The sequence below is a fragment of the Microvirga aerilata genome (genome assembly GCF_016743775.1).
Lineage (GTDB): Bacteria > Pseudomonadota > Alphaproteobacteria > Rhizobiales > Beijerinckiaceae > Microvirga > Microvirga aerilata.
On record NZ_JAEQMY010000001.1, the window covers coordinates 159,845 to 174,706 of the forward strand.

The 14,862-nt window shown below is 63.0% G+C and carries 13 protein-coding genes; 4 read left to right on the forward strand and 9 right to left on the reverse strand.

The window, feature by feature from the left end; genetic code table 11:
• Positions 1 to 13 precede the first annotated feature (13 nt).
• Positions 14 to 1,189: a GNAT family N-acetyltransferase gene (locus JKG68_RS00790; RefSeq protein WP_202055183.1), complete on the forward strand. Its 1,176-nt coding sequence runs from the start codon at positions 14 to 16 to the stop codon at positions 1,187 to 1,189.
• Between the two features lie 2 nt (positions 1,190 to 1,191).
• Here the strand turns inward: JKG68_RS00790 and JKG68_RS00795 are convergent, their stop codons facing one another.
• Positions 1,192 to 1,767, reverse strand: coding sequence for an NADPH-dependent FMN reductase (locus JKG68_RS00795; RefSeq protein WP_202055367.1), 576 nt, complete (start codon positions 1,765 to 1,767; stop codon positions 1,192 to 1,194).
• A gap of 267 nt (positions 1,768 to 2,034) precedes the next feature.
• Here JKG68_RS00795 and JKG68_RS00800 point away from each other — a divergent pair, with 267 nt between their 5' ends.
• Positions 2,035 to 4,398 (forward strand): HWE histidine kinase domain-containing protein, encoded by a 2,364-nt coding sequence (locus JKG68_RS00800; RefSeq protein WP_202055184.1) that lies wholly within the window; start codon positions 2,035 to 2,037, stop codon positions 4,396 to 4,398.
• A gap of 114 nt (positions 4,399 to 4,512) precedes the next feature.
• Positions 4,513 to 6,759, forward strand: a complete 2,247-nt coding sequence (locus JKG68_RS00805) for a PAS domain-containing sensor histidine kinase (RefSeq protein ID WP_202055185.1) — start codon at positions 4,513 to 4,515, stop codon at positions 6,757 to 6,759.
• Between the two features lie 87 nt (positions 6,760 to 6,846).
• Here the strand turns inward: JKG68_RS00805 and JKG68_RS00810 are convergent, their stop codons facing one another.
• The 4 genes from JKG68_RS00810 to JKG68_RS00825 form a co-directional block, all read right to left on the reverse strand.
• Entirely contained in the window at positions 6,847 to 7,098 is a 252-nt protein-coding gene (locus tag JKG68_RS00810; RefSeq protein ID WP_202055186.1) for a hypothetical protein, read from the reverse strand.
• Positions 7,095 to 9,563 carry an ATP-dependent Clp protease ATP-binding subunit ClpA gene (gene clpA, locus JKG68_RS00815; protein ID WP_202055187.1) on the reverse strand — a complete coding sequence of 823 codons (2,469 nt, stop codon included), beginning with the start codon at positions 9,561 to 9,563 and terminating at the stop codon, positions 7,095 to 7,097. The genes JKG68_RS00810 and clpA overlap by 4 nt, the downstream gene beginning before the upstream one ends.
• Before the next feature lie 29 nt (positions 9,564 to 9,592).
• Complete coding sequence (gene clpS / locus JKG68_RS00820) at positions 9,593 to 9,985, reverse strand: ATP-dependent Clp protease adapter ClpS (RefSeq protein ID WP_246514991.1); 393 nt, start codon at positions 9,983 to 9,985, stop codon at positions 9,593 to 9,595.
• Between the two features lie 278 nt (positions 9,986 to 10,263).
• Positions 10,264 to 10,599: a phasin family protein gene (locus JKG68_RS00825; protein WP_202055188.1), complete on the reverse strand. Its 336-nt coding sequence runs from the start codon at positions 10,597 to 10,599 to the stop codon at positions 10,264 to 10,266.
• Positions 10,600 to 10,854: 255 nt separating this feature from the next.
• Between JKG68_RS00825 and JKG68_RS00830 the strand changes: the two genes are divergently transcribed.
• Positions 10,855 to 12,444 (forward strand): SPOR domain-containing protein, encoded by a 1,590-nt coding sequence (locus JKG68_RS00830; protein WP_202055189.1) that lies wholly within the window; start codon positions 10,855 to 10,857, stop codon positions 12,442 to 12,444.
• 77 nt (positions 12,445 to 12,521) lie between these two features.
• Here JKG68_RS00830 and JKG68_RS00835 read toward each other — a convergent pair whose 3' ends face one another.
• The 4 genes from JKG68_RS00835 to JKG68_RS00850 all read right to left on the reverse strand — a co-directional run bounded on the left by JKG68_RS00835 (position 12,522) and on the right by JKG68_RS00850 (position 14,840).
• Complete coding sequence (locus JKG68_RS00835; RefSeq protein ID WP_202055190.1) at positions 12,522 to 13,232, reverse strand: DnaJ domain-containing protein; 711 nt, start codon at positions 13,230 to 13,232, stop codon at positions 12,522 to 12,524.
• Between the two features lie 84 nt (positions 13,233 to 13,316).
• Positions 13,317 to 14,024: a glutathione S-transferase N-terminal domain-containing protein gene (locus JKG68_RS00840; protein WP_202055191.1), complete on the reverse strand. Its 708-nt coding sequence runs from the start codon at positions 14,022 to 14,024 to the stop codon at positions 13,317 to 13,319.
• 108 nt (positions 14,025 to 14,132) lie between these two features.
• The gene (locus JKG68_RS00845) at positions 14,133 to 14,489 is read right to left on the reverse strand and encodes a hypothetical protein (RefSeq protein ID WP_202055192.1); all 357 of its coding nucleotides are present in this window, start codon (positions 14,487 to 14,489) and stop codon (positions 14,133 to 14,135) included.
• Between the two features lie 90 nt (positions 14,490 to 14,579).
• Entirely contained in the window at positions 14,580 to 14,840 is a 261-nt protein-coding gene (locus JKG68_RS00850) for a hypothetical protein (protein WP_202055193.1), read from the reverse strand.
• Positions 14,841 to 14,862: the final 22 nt, after the last annotated feature.

Below are 14,862 nucleotides of genomic sequence, written 5' to 3' on the forward strand. Positions count from 1 at the left end.
ATCCTTCCATCCAGTGACGCTTCAAGTCAAAATTGCCCAGGGCCTGAAGGCCGTTCCTGCCGCCGCCTGGGATGCCTGCGCTGCGGGCAGTGGATCGGGCGACGACGACCTGAACAACCCTTTCGTGTCCCACGCTTTTCTGTCCGCGCTGGAGGATTCAGGCTGTGTCGGGGCGAAAACCGGCTGGGCTCCTCTGCACGTCATTGTCGAAGACGAGGCAGAAAACCTTCTGGGTGCGGCGCCGTGCTATCTCAAGTCCCACTCCATGGGCGAATACGTTTTCGATCACTCCTGGGCGGACGCCTATACCCGGGCGGGTGGGCGCTATTATCCCAAGCTCCAGGTTGCGGTGCCGTTCACGCCCGCCACAGGCCCCCGTCTTCTCGTCCCCAGCGGATCCAAGGCTGAGGAAGTACGCTCCTACCTGATCGCGGGCCTGCGGGCCCTGCGGGACCAGACAGGCGCCTCCTCCATCCATGCCACTTTCCTGCAGGATCGGGACCTCCAGGCATTTACCTCGGAAAGTTTCCTGCAGCGGAACGACCAGCAATTCCACTGGTTCAACGAAGGCTATGGCAGCTTCGACGGCTTCCTCGACGCACTCGCCTCCCGCAAGCGCAAAGCGATCAGGCGCGAGCGGCGTGATGCGCTGGCAAACGACGTCTCCATCGAATGGCTGACGGGTGCCGAGATCACGGAGGCGCATTGGGATGCCTTCTTCGCCTTCTACATGGATACGGGCTCCCGCAAATGGGGCCGGCCCTATCTCAATCGCCGCTTCTTTTCCCTGATCGGCGAGCGGATGGCCGATCGGGTGCTGCTCGTCATGGCCAAGCGCAACGGGCGCTACATCGCTGGCGCGATCAACTTCATCGGGGCCAAGCGGCTTTACGGACGCAATTGGGGCTGCATCGAGGATCATCCCTTCCTGCATTTCGAGGTTTGCTATTACCAATCCATCGATTTCGCCATCGCCCGCGGCCTCGACCGGGTCGAGGCCGGAGCCCAGGGGGAGCACAAGCTGGCGCGGGGTTACAAGCCCGTGATCACGTCATCCGCCCACGACATCGCCGATCCCTCTCTGCGCCGGGCCGTCGAGGCTTATCTGGAGCAGGAGCGCCTCTACGTTTCCGAGGCAGCCGATGAACTGGCGGAGGCAACCCCGTTCAAGCACCGCGAGGACGAATAGGCTCAGGACACGGACGTCTCCTGCCGCGAGGCCTCGGCAAAGGCGACGAAGCCCTGAAGATAAGCACGGAGCTGCTCCTCGATCTTTTGGTCCGCAAGCACGCCATTCGGGGTGAACACCGTCTGCGCCTTGGACACCATCAGGCGCCCACCATTCCAGAGATCGGCGCCCAGGTATCGCAGCACGGGAAGCCAGGCGTTCTGGGACAGAATGGTCCCGAATCCGCCTGGGGAGGCCCCGATCAGGGCGACGGGCTTGCCGCCGAAGACGCGCTTGAGGTCCGTATTGGGGCGGGAGAGCCAATCGATGGCGTTCTTGAACACGCCCGGAATCGAGTTGTTGTACTCGGGCGTCACCAGCAGGAGCCCATCGGCTGACGCGATAGCGTCCTTGAGCCCGCTCACGCGCTCCGGGATTCCCTCGGCTGCCTCGAGATCCGCATCGTAGAGCGGAATGCCCCGAATGGTCTCGACCACGAGCTCGGTCCCCTCCGGCATCAGCCCTGCGGCAGCCCGCAGCAAAGCTGCATTGTAGGAGGCTTGGCGCAGGCTCCCCGATAGGCCGATCAGCTTCGTCATGTCACCCTCATCGAACATCCGCCTCTCATCCCAAGAAGATGCCCTTGCGGAAGGGGCAGCCGCTTCAACGCTAAGGTTCGCGGAAGTGCGAGTCAAACGACGGCCGGGGCGGGCAACGCTCGGCCTATAGCCTAAAGCCGCCTAGAAAATTCGGGACAGTCGTTCATATGTGGACTATGGACCCTCAGTCCTTTGCCGAACCTTCTCAGAAGCCATGATCCACCTCTTTCCCCGCCTGCCTCGCGAGCAAGCCTGATGAACAGCATCATGCTTCAGCCTGACTTCCTGGCGAACAGCGGTACCATGGGTGAGCGCATCCGCTGTCACGACTGGTCGGCAACCCCGATCGGCGCCATCGGCATGTGGCCCCAGTCCCTGCGGACGGCCGTGGGCATGATGCTCCGCTCGAAGTTCCCGACCTTCATGGTCTGGGGACCGGAACTGACAGCTTTCTACAATGACGCTTACAGGCCGGTCCTGGGCGTAAAGCCCGAGTCCCTCGGACGTCCCTTTCAGGAGATCTGGCCGGAGGCTTGGGATGTCCTGGGTCCGATTGTGGAACGGGCCCTCGCCGGGGAGGCGAGCTACTTCGAGGACCTGCCGCTTACTCTCGAGCGCAAGGGTTACCCGGAACAGACGTGGTGGACCTTCTCCTACAGCCCGATCCATGACGAGACCGGCGTGGCCGTGGGCCTCCTCTGCATCATTCACGAAACGACCGCGAAGGTACAGGGCGAGCAAAGGCTCGAATTTCTCGTCCGCCTGAGCGATCGCCTGCGGGGCCTAAACGAGCCAATCGAGGTGATCGCAACCGCACAGGAGATGCTGGGTGAGCATCTCAAGACCAGCCGCGTCGGCTACGGAGAGGTCGAGGAGACAGCGCGCTACTTCACCACGGAGCGGAACTGGACCGACGGCACGGTCGCGCACCAGACCGGAACCCACGACCTTGCGGCTTTCGGCCCAGAGATACACTCTGCCCTCAAGCGGGCGGAGCCCCTGGTCGTCAACGACGTTGCCACCGATCCCCGCACCAATTCACCGGACCATCTGGCCGCCTTCGCGTACCTTGCGACATCTGCCGTCATAACGGTCAGCCTGATCAAGCGGGGGCGGATGGTGGCCGCCCTCTACGTGCACAACCGGACGCCCCGCCTCTGGAGCGACACCGAAGCCAAGCTCGTCAGGGATGTAGCCGAGCGAACCTGGGATGCCGTCGAGCGGGTCCGCTCGGAGGCTGCGCTGCGCGCCAGCGAGGACCGCCTGCGTCTTGCCATCGATGCCGGGCGCATGGCCGTCTGGGAGCACCACACGGCCACCGATCAGATTACGGCGAGCCCCGAGCTCAATCGCCTCCTGGGATATCCGGCAGACGCACAGCTGAATATCGCGGAGATTCGCGAGCGCTATTATCCGGGAGACCGCGCGCGACTGACCGAAGCAGCCCTGGGATCTCTCAGAAAAGGTGAGCGGTTCTTCGAGGTCGAATACCGCTTCTACAGAGTCGACGGGGCCCTGCGCTGGTTCCTGATGCGCGCCGAGATGCTGATCGGTCCCGATGGGATGCCGACCCGAACGGTCGGTGTTCTTCTGGATATCACCGACCGCAAGGAAGCCGAGGAGGCCCTGCTGGAAAGGGAAGCGGAGCTGATGGCCGCTCTCGAGGCGGGCTCATTGGCCATCTTCGACTTCGATCACATCAAGGGCAGGATGAACCCCTCCCCTCGCCTTAGCGAACTTTACGGCTATCCGCCCGATCATGTGCTCACCCTAGCGGACATCCGCAGCCGTTATCATCCCGACGACGTGGCGAAAGTTTTCGGCAAGCGGGACCGGGACCATGCCGATACCGGCCTTCGGGGCTTCGAATGGACCCTCCGCCTGCTTCTGCCCGGCGGCACGATCAGATGGGTAAATGGAGTGGGCGAGTATCTCCGGGACGAAGAGGGCCGCATCCTCCGCTCCCGCGGGGTGATCATGGACATCACGGAGCGTAAGCGTTGGGAGGAGCATCAGCAGCTTCTCATCAACGAGCTGAACCACCGGGTGAAGAACACCCTGGCCACCGTCCAATCCGTCGCCTCGCAGACGCTGCGCAACGCCGACTCGATGGAGGAGGCACGCTCGGCCTTGGAAGCCCGGCTGTTCGCTCTGTCCCGCGCCCATGACGTCTTGACCCGCGAGAACTGGGAAGGAGCGGGCCTGTCGGAGATCGTTCGGGTGGCCTTGGCACCGTATCGTCATGAGCGGGAAAACCGTCTGCATGCGCAGGGGCCCGACATACGTCTTTCCCCGCGCATGGCCATGGCCATCGCCATGGCTCTGCAGGAGCTTGCCACGAATGCGGTCAAATACGGCGCTCTCTCCAATGCGGTGGGTCAGGTCCACATCGCCTGGAGCCTTGAGAGGGTTGATGGCCAACCCCGCCTGCACTTGGAATGGACCGAGACCGGAGGGCCTGCCGTCAAACCTCCAACGCGCCGCGGTTTCGGGACCCGCCTCATCCAGCGCAGTCTGGCGCAGGACTTGGGCGGGCAGGTGTCGGTCGAATTCCTGGAACCAGGGCTCAACTGCCGGGTCGACGCCCCCATCACCTCAGACGAGTTTCCGGGCGATCCATCTCGCCAATGACCGTCTCTGCACCAAATAGCGTGAAACCTGCCACTTGTTGCCTGTATTCCGCAACTCCCGAAGGAACGGGAATGCCGCACCATCGGGATCCTTATGACGTCGCCTGAGCCTACAATGCTCGCCAAGCGGACCGACGGGGCCGGGGCGGCGAATCCCGATTTCCTTGCAGGCGGCGGCCGGATGGGGGCGCTGATGCGCGCCTACGACTGGTCCGCGTCGCCGTTGGGCTTGCCCGAGACATGGCCGCAATCCCTGCGAACCCTCGTTCGTCTCATGCTCAACGCCAAGCAGGCCATGTTCATCGCCTGGGGACCTCAACTCGTCTTCCTCTACAATGACGACTACGCGCCCATCTTCGGCGCCAAACATCCCCATGCCCTGGGGCAGCCCTTCGCCGAGGTGTGGTCGGATATTTGGGAGCAGATCAAGCCTCTTGTCGACAGCACGCTTGCCGGCGAGGCCAGCTGGCATGAGGATCTTCTGATCCCCATGGAGCGAAACGGCTATCCGGAGGATGCCTACTTCACCTTCTCCTACAATCCGGTGCACGATGACGAAGGCGCCATTGCAGGCATGTTCTGCGCTGCCATCGAGGCAACCGACAAAGTCCTGATGGAGCGAAGGCTTGCAACGGAAAGCGAGCGGCTGCGCGAGCTGTTTCACCAAGCGCCCGGCTTCATGGCCATGCTCCGGGGTCCGGAGCACATCTTCGAGATGGTCAATTCCTCCTATTACCAGCTCGTCGGCCACAGGGACATTCTCGGCAAGCCGGTGCTGGAGGCGCTGCCGGAGGTGGCGGAACAGGGCTTCAACGAACTCCTGAACAGGGTTTATCAGACCGGAGAACCGTTCGTCGGCCGCGGTATCGCCGTGACCCTTCAGCGGGAGCCCGACAGCGAGCCTGAAGAGCGCTTCGTCGACTTCGTCTACCAGCCGATCAAGGATGCCCATGGCCGGGTCTCCGGCGTGTTTGCGGAAGGCAGCGACGTCACGGAAGCCAAAAGGGCCGAGGCGGCCCTTCGCGAGAGCGAAGCGCGAGCCAACGGCGTTCTGAGGGGAATGACGGAGGGCTTCCTTCTCCTCGACCGGGAATTCCGAATTCTGCAGATCAACGATGAAGCCCTGAGGATCGACAGCAGGGCTGCGGAGGAGATCCTGGGCCGGACTCACTGGGAGCTGTGGCCCCACTCCGTCGGGACCCCTGTCGAGGATGCATACCGAAGAGCTATGAACGAGCGGGTGCCGGTCTCGCTCGAACACCGGTACGTCTCCGACATTCATGACGTATGGCTGGAACTGCGCGTCTTTCCTGTCGAAGATGGGGGCGTGGCTTCGTTCTACCGGGACATAACGGAGCGGCAGAAGGCTTCGGAGGCCCTGCGCGCCAGCGAAGCGCGGCTGAAGGCTGTGCTCGACAACGTTCCAGTCGGCATCATCATTGCCGAAGCGCCCTCAGGCCGCGTGGTGACCGGCAACCCGCAGGCAGAACGCATCTTCCGCCATCCGATCCATCCCACGCCCGACTTCGAAGCCTACGGGCAATGGAGAGTCCACCACCCGGACGGAAGCCCGACCGCTCCTCAGGACTATCCGATTGCGCGCGCAATCCAGACTGGGGAGATCACGGAAGGCCAGGAATACCTGTACCGCCGCGGGGATGACACCGTGGCCTGGATGCGGTTTGCCGCTGCGCCGATCCGAAATGCGGAGGGCACCATTGTTGCCGGCGTCGTGGCGGCCGTCGACATCGATCAGGAGAAGCAGGCCGAGCAGCATCAGCAGCTTCTGATCAATGAATTGAACCACCGGGTGAAGAACACCCTCGCCACCGTCCAGTCAATCGCCTCGCAAACCCTGCGCAACGCTCATACCAAGGAGGATGCCCGCTCCGCTATCGAGGCGCGCCTCTTCGCCTTGTCCCGGGCGCATGATGTGCTGACGCGGGAAAACTGGGAAAGCGCCAGCCTCAAGGAGATTGTCGCTGAAGCCATGGCTCCCTACCGTCATGAGCGGGAGAACCGGCTGCACATGAAGGGCCCGGATGTGCGCCTTTCCCCGCGCATGGCTCTTGCTTTCGCCATGGCCCTGCAGGAGCTTGCCACCAACGCGGTCAAGTACGGCGCCCTTTCCGGTGCCGAGGGCCAGGTTCACATCGCATGGTCGGCCAGGCATTCAGGTCACGAACGCCGCCTGCATCTCAGCTGGACCGAAAGCGGGGGACCTGCCGTCGAGCCACCCACGCGGCGCGGTTTCGGCACCCGCCTCATTGAGCGCAGCCTGGCCCAAGACCTGGATGGGGAAGCGAAGATCCAGTTTGCTCCGGCGGGCGTCATCTGCACCGTGGACGCCTCACTCGCTTGACACCGCTTACGAAAAAAGCCGTACCGGATCCGTGAGATCCGGTACGGCTTGGTTTTCAAGAGAGCCATTTAGAAAGCCCGTTCGGCCTCAAAGACTCGAGATAACGGCCTCGATCCCTTCCATGATGGCGGCTGGCGAGGTGCCGACTGCATTCAGGGCCAGATCGATCATCCAGTAGCAGCCCAGCACGATGACCGGCACGAGGACCCAGCCCAGGATTTCCTCGAACCAGACCCGCCGGCGGCGGCGCTGATAGCGCTTTTCACGCCATGACAGCTGCGCCGGAGCATCCAGGGTGCGGGAGGCCTCGAGCGGGCCCTCGTGTATTTCACTCGTCATGCTCTAACCAGCGGAACCTTGGGAACGGTGCGAACACCACCGCCGCCACCATTACCATCGGATCCCTTCGGCTTCACCGACTTTTTCGTCTTCGATGAAGCGGACTTGGCCCGTGGCTTCTTCTTGGCGGCGTTGGTCACGTCCTTCTCGGGCTTCGGCTTGACCGGGCCCTCGACATATTCGAACCCAAGGCTCTGAAGGCCGATCTCGTCCGTCTTGACGATGACCTTGACCGCACCGCCATCCTTGAGGCGCCCGAAGAGCACCTCGTCCGCCAGCGGCGTCTTGATGGTTGTCTGGATCAGGCGGCCCATGGGGCGAGCGCCCATGGCCTCGTCGTAGCCATGCTCGACCAGCCAGTCGCGGGCCTCGTCGGTGAGCTCGATCGACACGTTGCGGTCGGCGAGCTGAACGTCGAGTTGCATCACGAACTTGTCGACAACCTTCTGAACCACTTCCTTCGGCAGATGGCCGAACGAGATGATGGCATCGAGGCGGTTGCGGAACTCCGGCGTGAACAGCTTGTTCACGGCCTCGGTATCGTCACCCTCCCGCTTGGTGCGGGTGAAGCCGTATGCCGGGCGGGCCATGTCGGCGGCACCCGCATTCGTGGTCATGATGATGATCACGTTGCGGAAGTCGACCTGCTTGCCGTTGTGGTCCGTCAGCTTCCCGTGATCCATGACCTGGAGCAGGATATTGAACAGATCCGGATGCGCCTTCTCGATCTCGTCGAGCAGGAGCACGCAATGGGGATGCTGGTCGATGCCGTCGGTCAGGAGACCGCCCTGGTCGAAGCCCACATAGCCGGGAGGCGCGCCGATCAGGCGGCTGACCGTATGCCGCTCCATGTACTCCGACATGTCGAAGCGCAGGAGCTCGACGCCCAGCGACGTGGCAAGCTGCTTGGCAACCTCGGTCTTGCCGACGCCCGTAGGGCCGGCAAAGAGGTAGGAGCCGATGGGCTTCTCCGCGTCGCGCAGGCCGGCGCGGGCCAGCTTGATCGCCGAGGACAGCGCCTCGATGGCCTTGTCCTGCCCGTAGACCACTCGCTTCAGGGTGTCCTGCAGGTGCGCGAGCACCTCGGCATCGTCCTTCGATACGGTCTTGGGCGGGATGCGCGCCATGGTGGCGATGGTCGCCTCGATCTCCTTGATGCCGATGGTCTTCTTGCGACGGCCTTCGGGCAGGAGCATCTGGGACGCGCCGGTCTCGTCGATCACGTCGATCGCCTTGTCCGGCAGCTTCCGGTCGTTGATGTAGCGGGCGGACAGCTCCACCGCCGCCTTCACGGCGTCGTTGGTGTACTTGAGCTTGTGGAAGTCCTCGAAATAGGGCTTGAGGCCTTTCACGATCTCGATGGCATCCGGCACGGACGGCTCGTTCACGTCGATCTTCTGGAAGCGACGCACGAGGGCCCGGTCCTTCTCGAAATACTGGCGGTATTCCTTGTAGGTGGTCGAGCCGATGCAGCGGAGGCTGCCTTGAGCCAAGGCCGGCTTCAGGAGGTTCGAGGCATCCATGGCCCCGCCCGAGGTGGCTCCCGCGCCGATCACCGTATGAATCTCATCGATGAACATGATGGCGTTCGGATGCGCCTCGATCTCCTTCATCACCTGCTTCAGGCGCTCTTCGAAGTCGCCCCGGTAGCGGGTGCCGGCGAGCAGCGTGCCCATGTCGAGGGAGAATACGGTCGCGCCCTTCAGGACCTCGGGGACCTCGCCCTGAACGATCTTGCGGGCAAGGCCTTCCGCGATGGCGGTCTTGCCGACGCCAGGCTCGCCGACGAGAAGCGGGTTGTTCTTTTGGCGACGGCACAGGACCTGGATGGTGCGCTGCACCTCCGACTCGCGGCCGATCAGCGGATCGATGCGGCCTTCCTTCGCCTTCTTGTTCAGGTTGACGCAGTAAGCGTCGAGGGCGTCGCCCTTTTTCTTCTGGCGTGCGTCGCCCTCATCCTGCGTCGGACGCTCGTTCGACGCCTCCTCCTCGGAACCGCGCGGAGAGCGGCTCTCGGTGAGGCCCGGACGCTTGGCGATGCCATGGCTGATGTAGTTGACCGCGTCGTAACGGGTCATGTCCTGCTCCTGCAGGAAGTAGGCAGCGTGGCTCTCGCGCTCGGCGAAGATCGCCACCAGCACGTTCGCGCCCGTCACCTCGTCGCGGCCGGAGGACTGGACATGGATCACCGCCCGCTGGATCACGCGCTGGAAACCGGCCGTCGGCTTGGAATCCTGGCGCCCGTCAGCCACGAGGTTGGCAAGTTCGCTGTCCACGTAATCCGCCAGATTGCGGCGAAGAACTTCGATGTCGACATTGCAGGCCCGCATGACGGCGGCCGCATCCTGGTCGTCGATCAGGGCCAGGAGGAGGTGTTCGAGGGTTGCATATTCGTGGCGTCGCTCGCCTGCGAGAGCGAGGGCTCGGTGAAGGGCTTGTTCAAGACTGCGAGAAAAGCTCGGCAACGGCTTGTCCTTTATGAGACGGGGCTCGGCTAATTCTTTTCCATTACACATTGCAGAGGGTGCTGGTGCTTCCGGGCGAAATCCATCACCTGGGTCACCTTCGTCTCCGCGACTTCGTACGTAAAAACTCCACACTCCCCCACGCCGTTCTGGTGCACGTGCAACATGATCCGGGTCGCATCCTCCCGGTTCTTGTTGAAGAAACGCTCCAGCACATGCACCACGAACTCCATCGGGGTGTAATCATCGTTCAAGAGGAGAACGCGGTAAAGGTTCGGCCGTTTCGTGCGCGGTTTGGTTTTCGTGATGATGGCCGTGTTGGAGCGTCCGCCATCATCCCCTCCAGGGGGCTGCGCCCCGCCTGCAGCCGAAATGGGAAACTGCTCCAGCGGGGTCGAAGTATCCTGAGCTAACCGCAGCATGATCGAGTGACCGCCCCTTCTTCTCTTCTTGGTCCTAGCCCCATGGCCCGCATCCTGTTTCGAGCCACAAGCACAGAGCCAAATGTATAGTCGCTCCATTCGGTTCGCTAGATCAACCAGATGGGTGGTCGCAGCGCCCGGGAAAAGAGCGACATCTTGGTCACTCCTGCGCGAGGAGCGCAATGGCACAGCCGAGCCTGCGGTGCATGGCTGCCCCAATGCAAAACGCCCGGCCTTTCGGCCGGGCGTTGGTTCGAAGCTCTGGTGCGGCTTGGGCCTTAGGCGGCCGTCGCCTTCTTCAGGAGGCCTTCGTAAGGCTTGACCGTCTCGGTCGCGAGGGCGGAATAGAGCGCGCCCATCTTGGTCGATTGGCTCACGAAGCTCTCATAGGCGCTCTTCACGAAGGCCGTCTGGATCTCCACGGCCTTGTCCAGGGTCTGGACGCCGAGCAGCTTCTCGACCGTAGCCGAGGTCTGCTCGAAGGACTTGCGGGCAAATTCCGTCGTCTCGGTCGCGATGGCCTGGCTGTTGCTGGAGAAAGCGCCAAGGGCCTTCATGGTGGCATCCAGGTTGTCCTGGCCGAACTTCTGGATTTGGGCGAACGGCTGAAGCATTGTGAACCTCGAAAATAAGGCGTTAAGAATTTGTGACGCCGCTGGGCGGCTGACGGAGACACTATGTGCACTGCACAAATATATGTCAAGTTCTATTGTGCACTGCACAACAGCCGCTTCTTCTTAACCATCCCTGTTAACCCCCCCGTAACCGCATCCCCTTACCGTCAGAGGATGTGTTGCGCCGGCAACGGTCCCCTTTAGGAGGGCTGGGCGCACGGGCCTAAAACCAAACGAAACAGGGATTTTTGCAACATGAATTCGGTTTGGATTGGACGCCGAAAGACATGGGCTCTTGTTGGTATCGTCGCGTCTGTTGCCGTAGCCTTCACTGCCCCCGCCGAGGCGGCCCGTCGCAAGGTCAGAGCCATGGGCGGCGGCTATGCCCCCCTGTCGGCCTCCATCGTCGTCGATGCCAAGACCGGCAAGATCCTGCAGGGCGAGAACATCGACGAGCCTCGCATTCCCGCCTCCATCACCAAGGTGATGAGCCTCTACCTGCTGTTCGAGCAGCTTGAGCGCGGGCGCATGAGCCTGAACACGCCGCTGGCGGTCTCGGCCTACGCGGCCAGCCAGCCCCCGACCAAGCTAGGCCTGCGCCCGGGTTCGACCATCGAGGTTGACGACGCGATCAAGGCCATGGTCACCCTCTCGGCGAACGACGTGTCCGTGGTGGTAGCCGAAAACGTTGCCGGCTCTGAAGAAGCGTTCGCGCAGATGATGACCCGCAAGGCTCGGGAGCTTGGCATGAGCTCGACCGCCTTCTACAATCCGCACGGCCTGCCCCATTCCCCGCCCAACATCACGACGGCCCGCGACCTGTCGGTGCTCGGGCGCGCCATCCAGGACCGCTTCCCAAAATATTTCGCCTATTTCCAGACGCGCTCGTTCCAATACGGCCAGCGCACCATTCGCGGCCACAACCGCCTCCTCGGCAAGGTCGAAGGCGTCGACGGCATCAAGACCGGCTACACCCGTCTGTCCGGCTTCAACCTGCTGACCTCGGTCAACACGGACACCCGCAGCATCGTCGCCGTCGTGCTCGGCGGCCGCTCCGGGGCCTCGCGCGATGTGAAGATGGCGGGCTTGATCGACAACCATCTGCCGCGGGCCTACGCGGGCTCCCGGGTCGCGCCTCCCGTCCTCGAGAACTCGCAGCAGCCGGCCATGGTGGCCGAAGCTCCGGTCCAGCGGGTAGTCGAGCCATCTCCCGTCCTGGCCCCCGTGAAGGTCGCCTCCGCCACCCCGCAGGTTCCGGCTCCCCAGCCCGCTCCTGAGCGCAAGCCGCTCGACCTGAACACCCTGCGCCCGGTCGTTGCCTCCGCAACCGGCGCCAGCTCCACGACGACACCCTCCTCTGTCCGTTGGCAGAAGGGTCAGGAGCCCCTGCCCCTGAACGCTCAGGCTTATGCCGCCCTGCCGGCTCAGGCAGCCCCCGCCGTCATTCCGCCGGCCCAGAGGGCTGCACTGCAGGCCAAGATCGAACCCAAGGCCGCAGAGCCTGCTCCGGCGACACCCCAGGCGACCAAAGCCGCCGCCATCAAGGTTGATACGTCCAAGACCGAACCGGCTGAGAAGAAGGTCGAGCGTCCGACTGTTACGGGTTGGGTCATCCAGCTCGGCGCGACGGATGACGAGACCAAGGCAAAGGCCATGCTCGATACGGCCCGTGGCCGCTTCGGCAAGGTCCTTGGCAAGGCCTCGCCCTTCACGGAGAAGGTGACCGTTGACGGCAGCACCCTCTACCGCGCCCGCTTCTCCGGCTTCTCCGAATCCGACGATGCCGCCAAAGCCTGCAAGCAGCTGAAGAAGGGCGGCGTGAACTGCTTCGCATCCCGCGGCTGATCAGGACCTGACGAACCTTGCGACGGCACGTGTGTTTGTGCCGTCGCAGCTCACATCACCGGATCGCGCGTGGAGTATCAGCGATGTCGGCTCAGCAAGACTTCTCTCGCCTCGTTCACGCGAGCAGCGAGATACGCCGTCCCTCCCTGGTCGGGATGGAGCTTCTTCATCAGCGTCCGATGCGCTTTTCGGATCTCATCGAGGCTCGCACCCGGCTGAAGCCCCAGGATCTGATAGGCTTCTTCTTTCGTCATTATGCCCGACTGCGCATGGGTGCGCGTCCGCGTGTCACGATCTCCCTGAGCGTTTTCACGCCAGCCGGAAAACCGGCGATCAAGATAAGCCTCTAGGAGGGGAACACCCTGGGGATCGTGAGCGCTGCACTCGTCATAGAGGCGGCGCAGGCTCTGCGGGTCTAGGCTCGACAGACGCCGGCCCGCAAAGGCGCCAACGAGAATGCTGCCCTCGACGCCCCCGGTCGCGTGATCGATTTCCATCTCGATCATGGCGGACCGGATCCGCGAGAACCGCCCCGGGGCCTGCTGGAACTTGCGCCAAGGTCCCGGAATGTTCAGGCCGCTCCATCCCAGAGACCAGGCGCCGAAGCCTCCGAGCAGAAGCGCCATGTCGAAGCGCCCCCTGATGCCGAGGAGGACGGCCGCCCCAAGGGCGGCCACCCCTGCGACAACCTTGAGGCTTTTCGCCAAGGCGGCCGAGTCGGTGCGCGTGAACGTCTTGGCGAGCCACCAGACGGCGGCAACCGCCGCGATTCCATAAAGCAGCATCATCTGTTTTCTTCCCTACCCAACATGTGGGCCGGGATGGAGCGGATGTAAATTGCCCCCCTCGTCGAATGGGGCGCGGCAGAACGGCTATGCCGGCCGCTTGGGGCTGTCGAGGCCGCGCTGGACCGCCGGACGCGCCAAGCCCCGCTCAAGCCAAGCCGGAACATGGGTGAGGCTTCCGAACTCGACCAGTTCGCCTGCCCCGTAGAAGCCAACCAGATTGCGCACCCAGCCAAGAAGGGAGATGTCGGCAACGGTGTAATCGTCGCCCATGACCCAGTTGCGCCCTTCGAGGCGGGTTTCGAGAACGCCCAGCAAGCGCTTGGATTCATTGCGGTACCGTTCGAGCGGACGCTTGTCCTCGATCTCCCGGCCGGCAAATTTGTGGAAGAAGCCGAGTTGCCCGAACATAGGTCCGACCGCCGCCATCTGGAAGAAGACCCACTGGATCGTCTCATAACGCAAAGCGGGTTCGGACGGCAGGAACCGGCCGGTCTTCTCGGCCAGATAAAGGAGGATGGCGCCGGATTCGAACAGGGCGAGCGGCCGGCCTGCGGGGCCGTCGGGATCGATGATCGCCGGAATCTTCCCGTTCGGATTCAAGGACAGGAATTCAGGGGTCCAGGTCTCGTTCTTGCCGATGTCGATGAAATGGGGCTCGTAAGGCAGCCCAAGCTCCTCCAGCAGGATGGAGACCTTCACCCCGTTGGGGGTGGGGGTGGAATAAAGCTGGATCCTGTCGGGATGCTGGGCCGGCCAGCGGGTTGCGATCGGGAAGGCGGAGAGATCGGTCATGGGAACTCCATCATCGGCATGAGTCGCGATGGAGCGATGCTAGAGTTCCCCAGTTGCCGCGCAACCGCGAATCGGTGGCCGGCCGGTTGAAGCCACGGCTTGCGGTTTTTAGTGGAGCAGTCGTGCCGGGCTGCGCTGGCTCTCCCGCTCCCAAGCCTGCACGACGATGCCGTTAATGCCCGAGTCGTGCAGCCGGTCGCTCAGGTCGATGAAGTGGCGCTCAGTTGCCTCGACATCGATCTCAATCTGATCATCCTCCACGTGCTCGAGTTCGGAGGCCGCATAACGCTCATAGGCTGCCGACATCTCGGCATACGCAAAAGCGACAGGGAGGGTGCGGAAGATGGTGGAGAATTCCTCGTCCAAATCGCCCGTCGTCAAATCACGCATTTGGACCAGATAGCCGTCCTCATGCTCACAGACTTCATAACGCCAGTGCCGGCCTTCGGATGCGGACAGGAGCATCGGAACCTCCACTCAACTGAACTGCTGAGCCAATGCTATTCGAGGCAGCGCGGTTCCAAGAAGATCCCCGGAGATCCCCAGCAAAAAAGGCTAGCGGCGAACCCCGTATTCCGCCCGAACGCGCCCATTGACACGGATCCGGGTGCCGTTTCCCAGATCGATGAAACCCTGGTTGCCCTTGGCATCATTCAGCTTATCGCTGTCGGGACGTCCGGTACGGACCGCGTTGTCGCATCCCGGCGGCAACTGCACCTGGACACCTGGCGGGATGTCAGGCATGCGGCACTCTTTCGCAACGGCGGAGCCGCCGGCTGCAAGCAGGAAAACGGAAAGGCCGGTCAGGAGCTTCATAGGGCGCCTCCGGGGATTCACA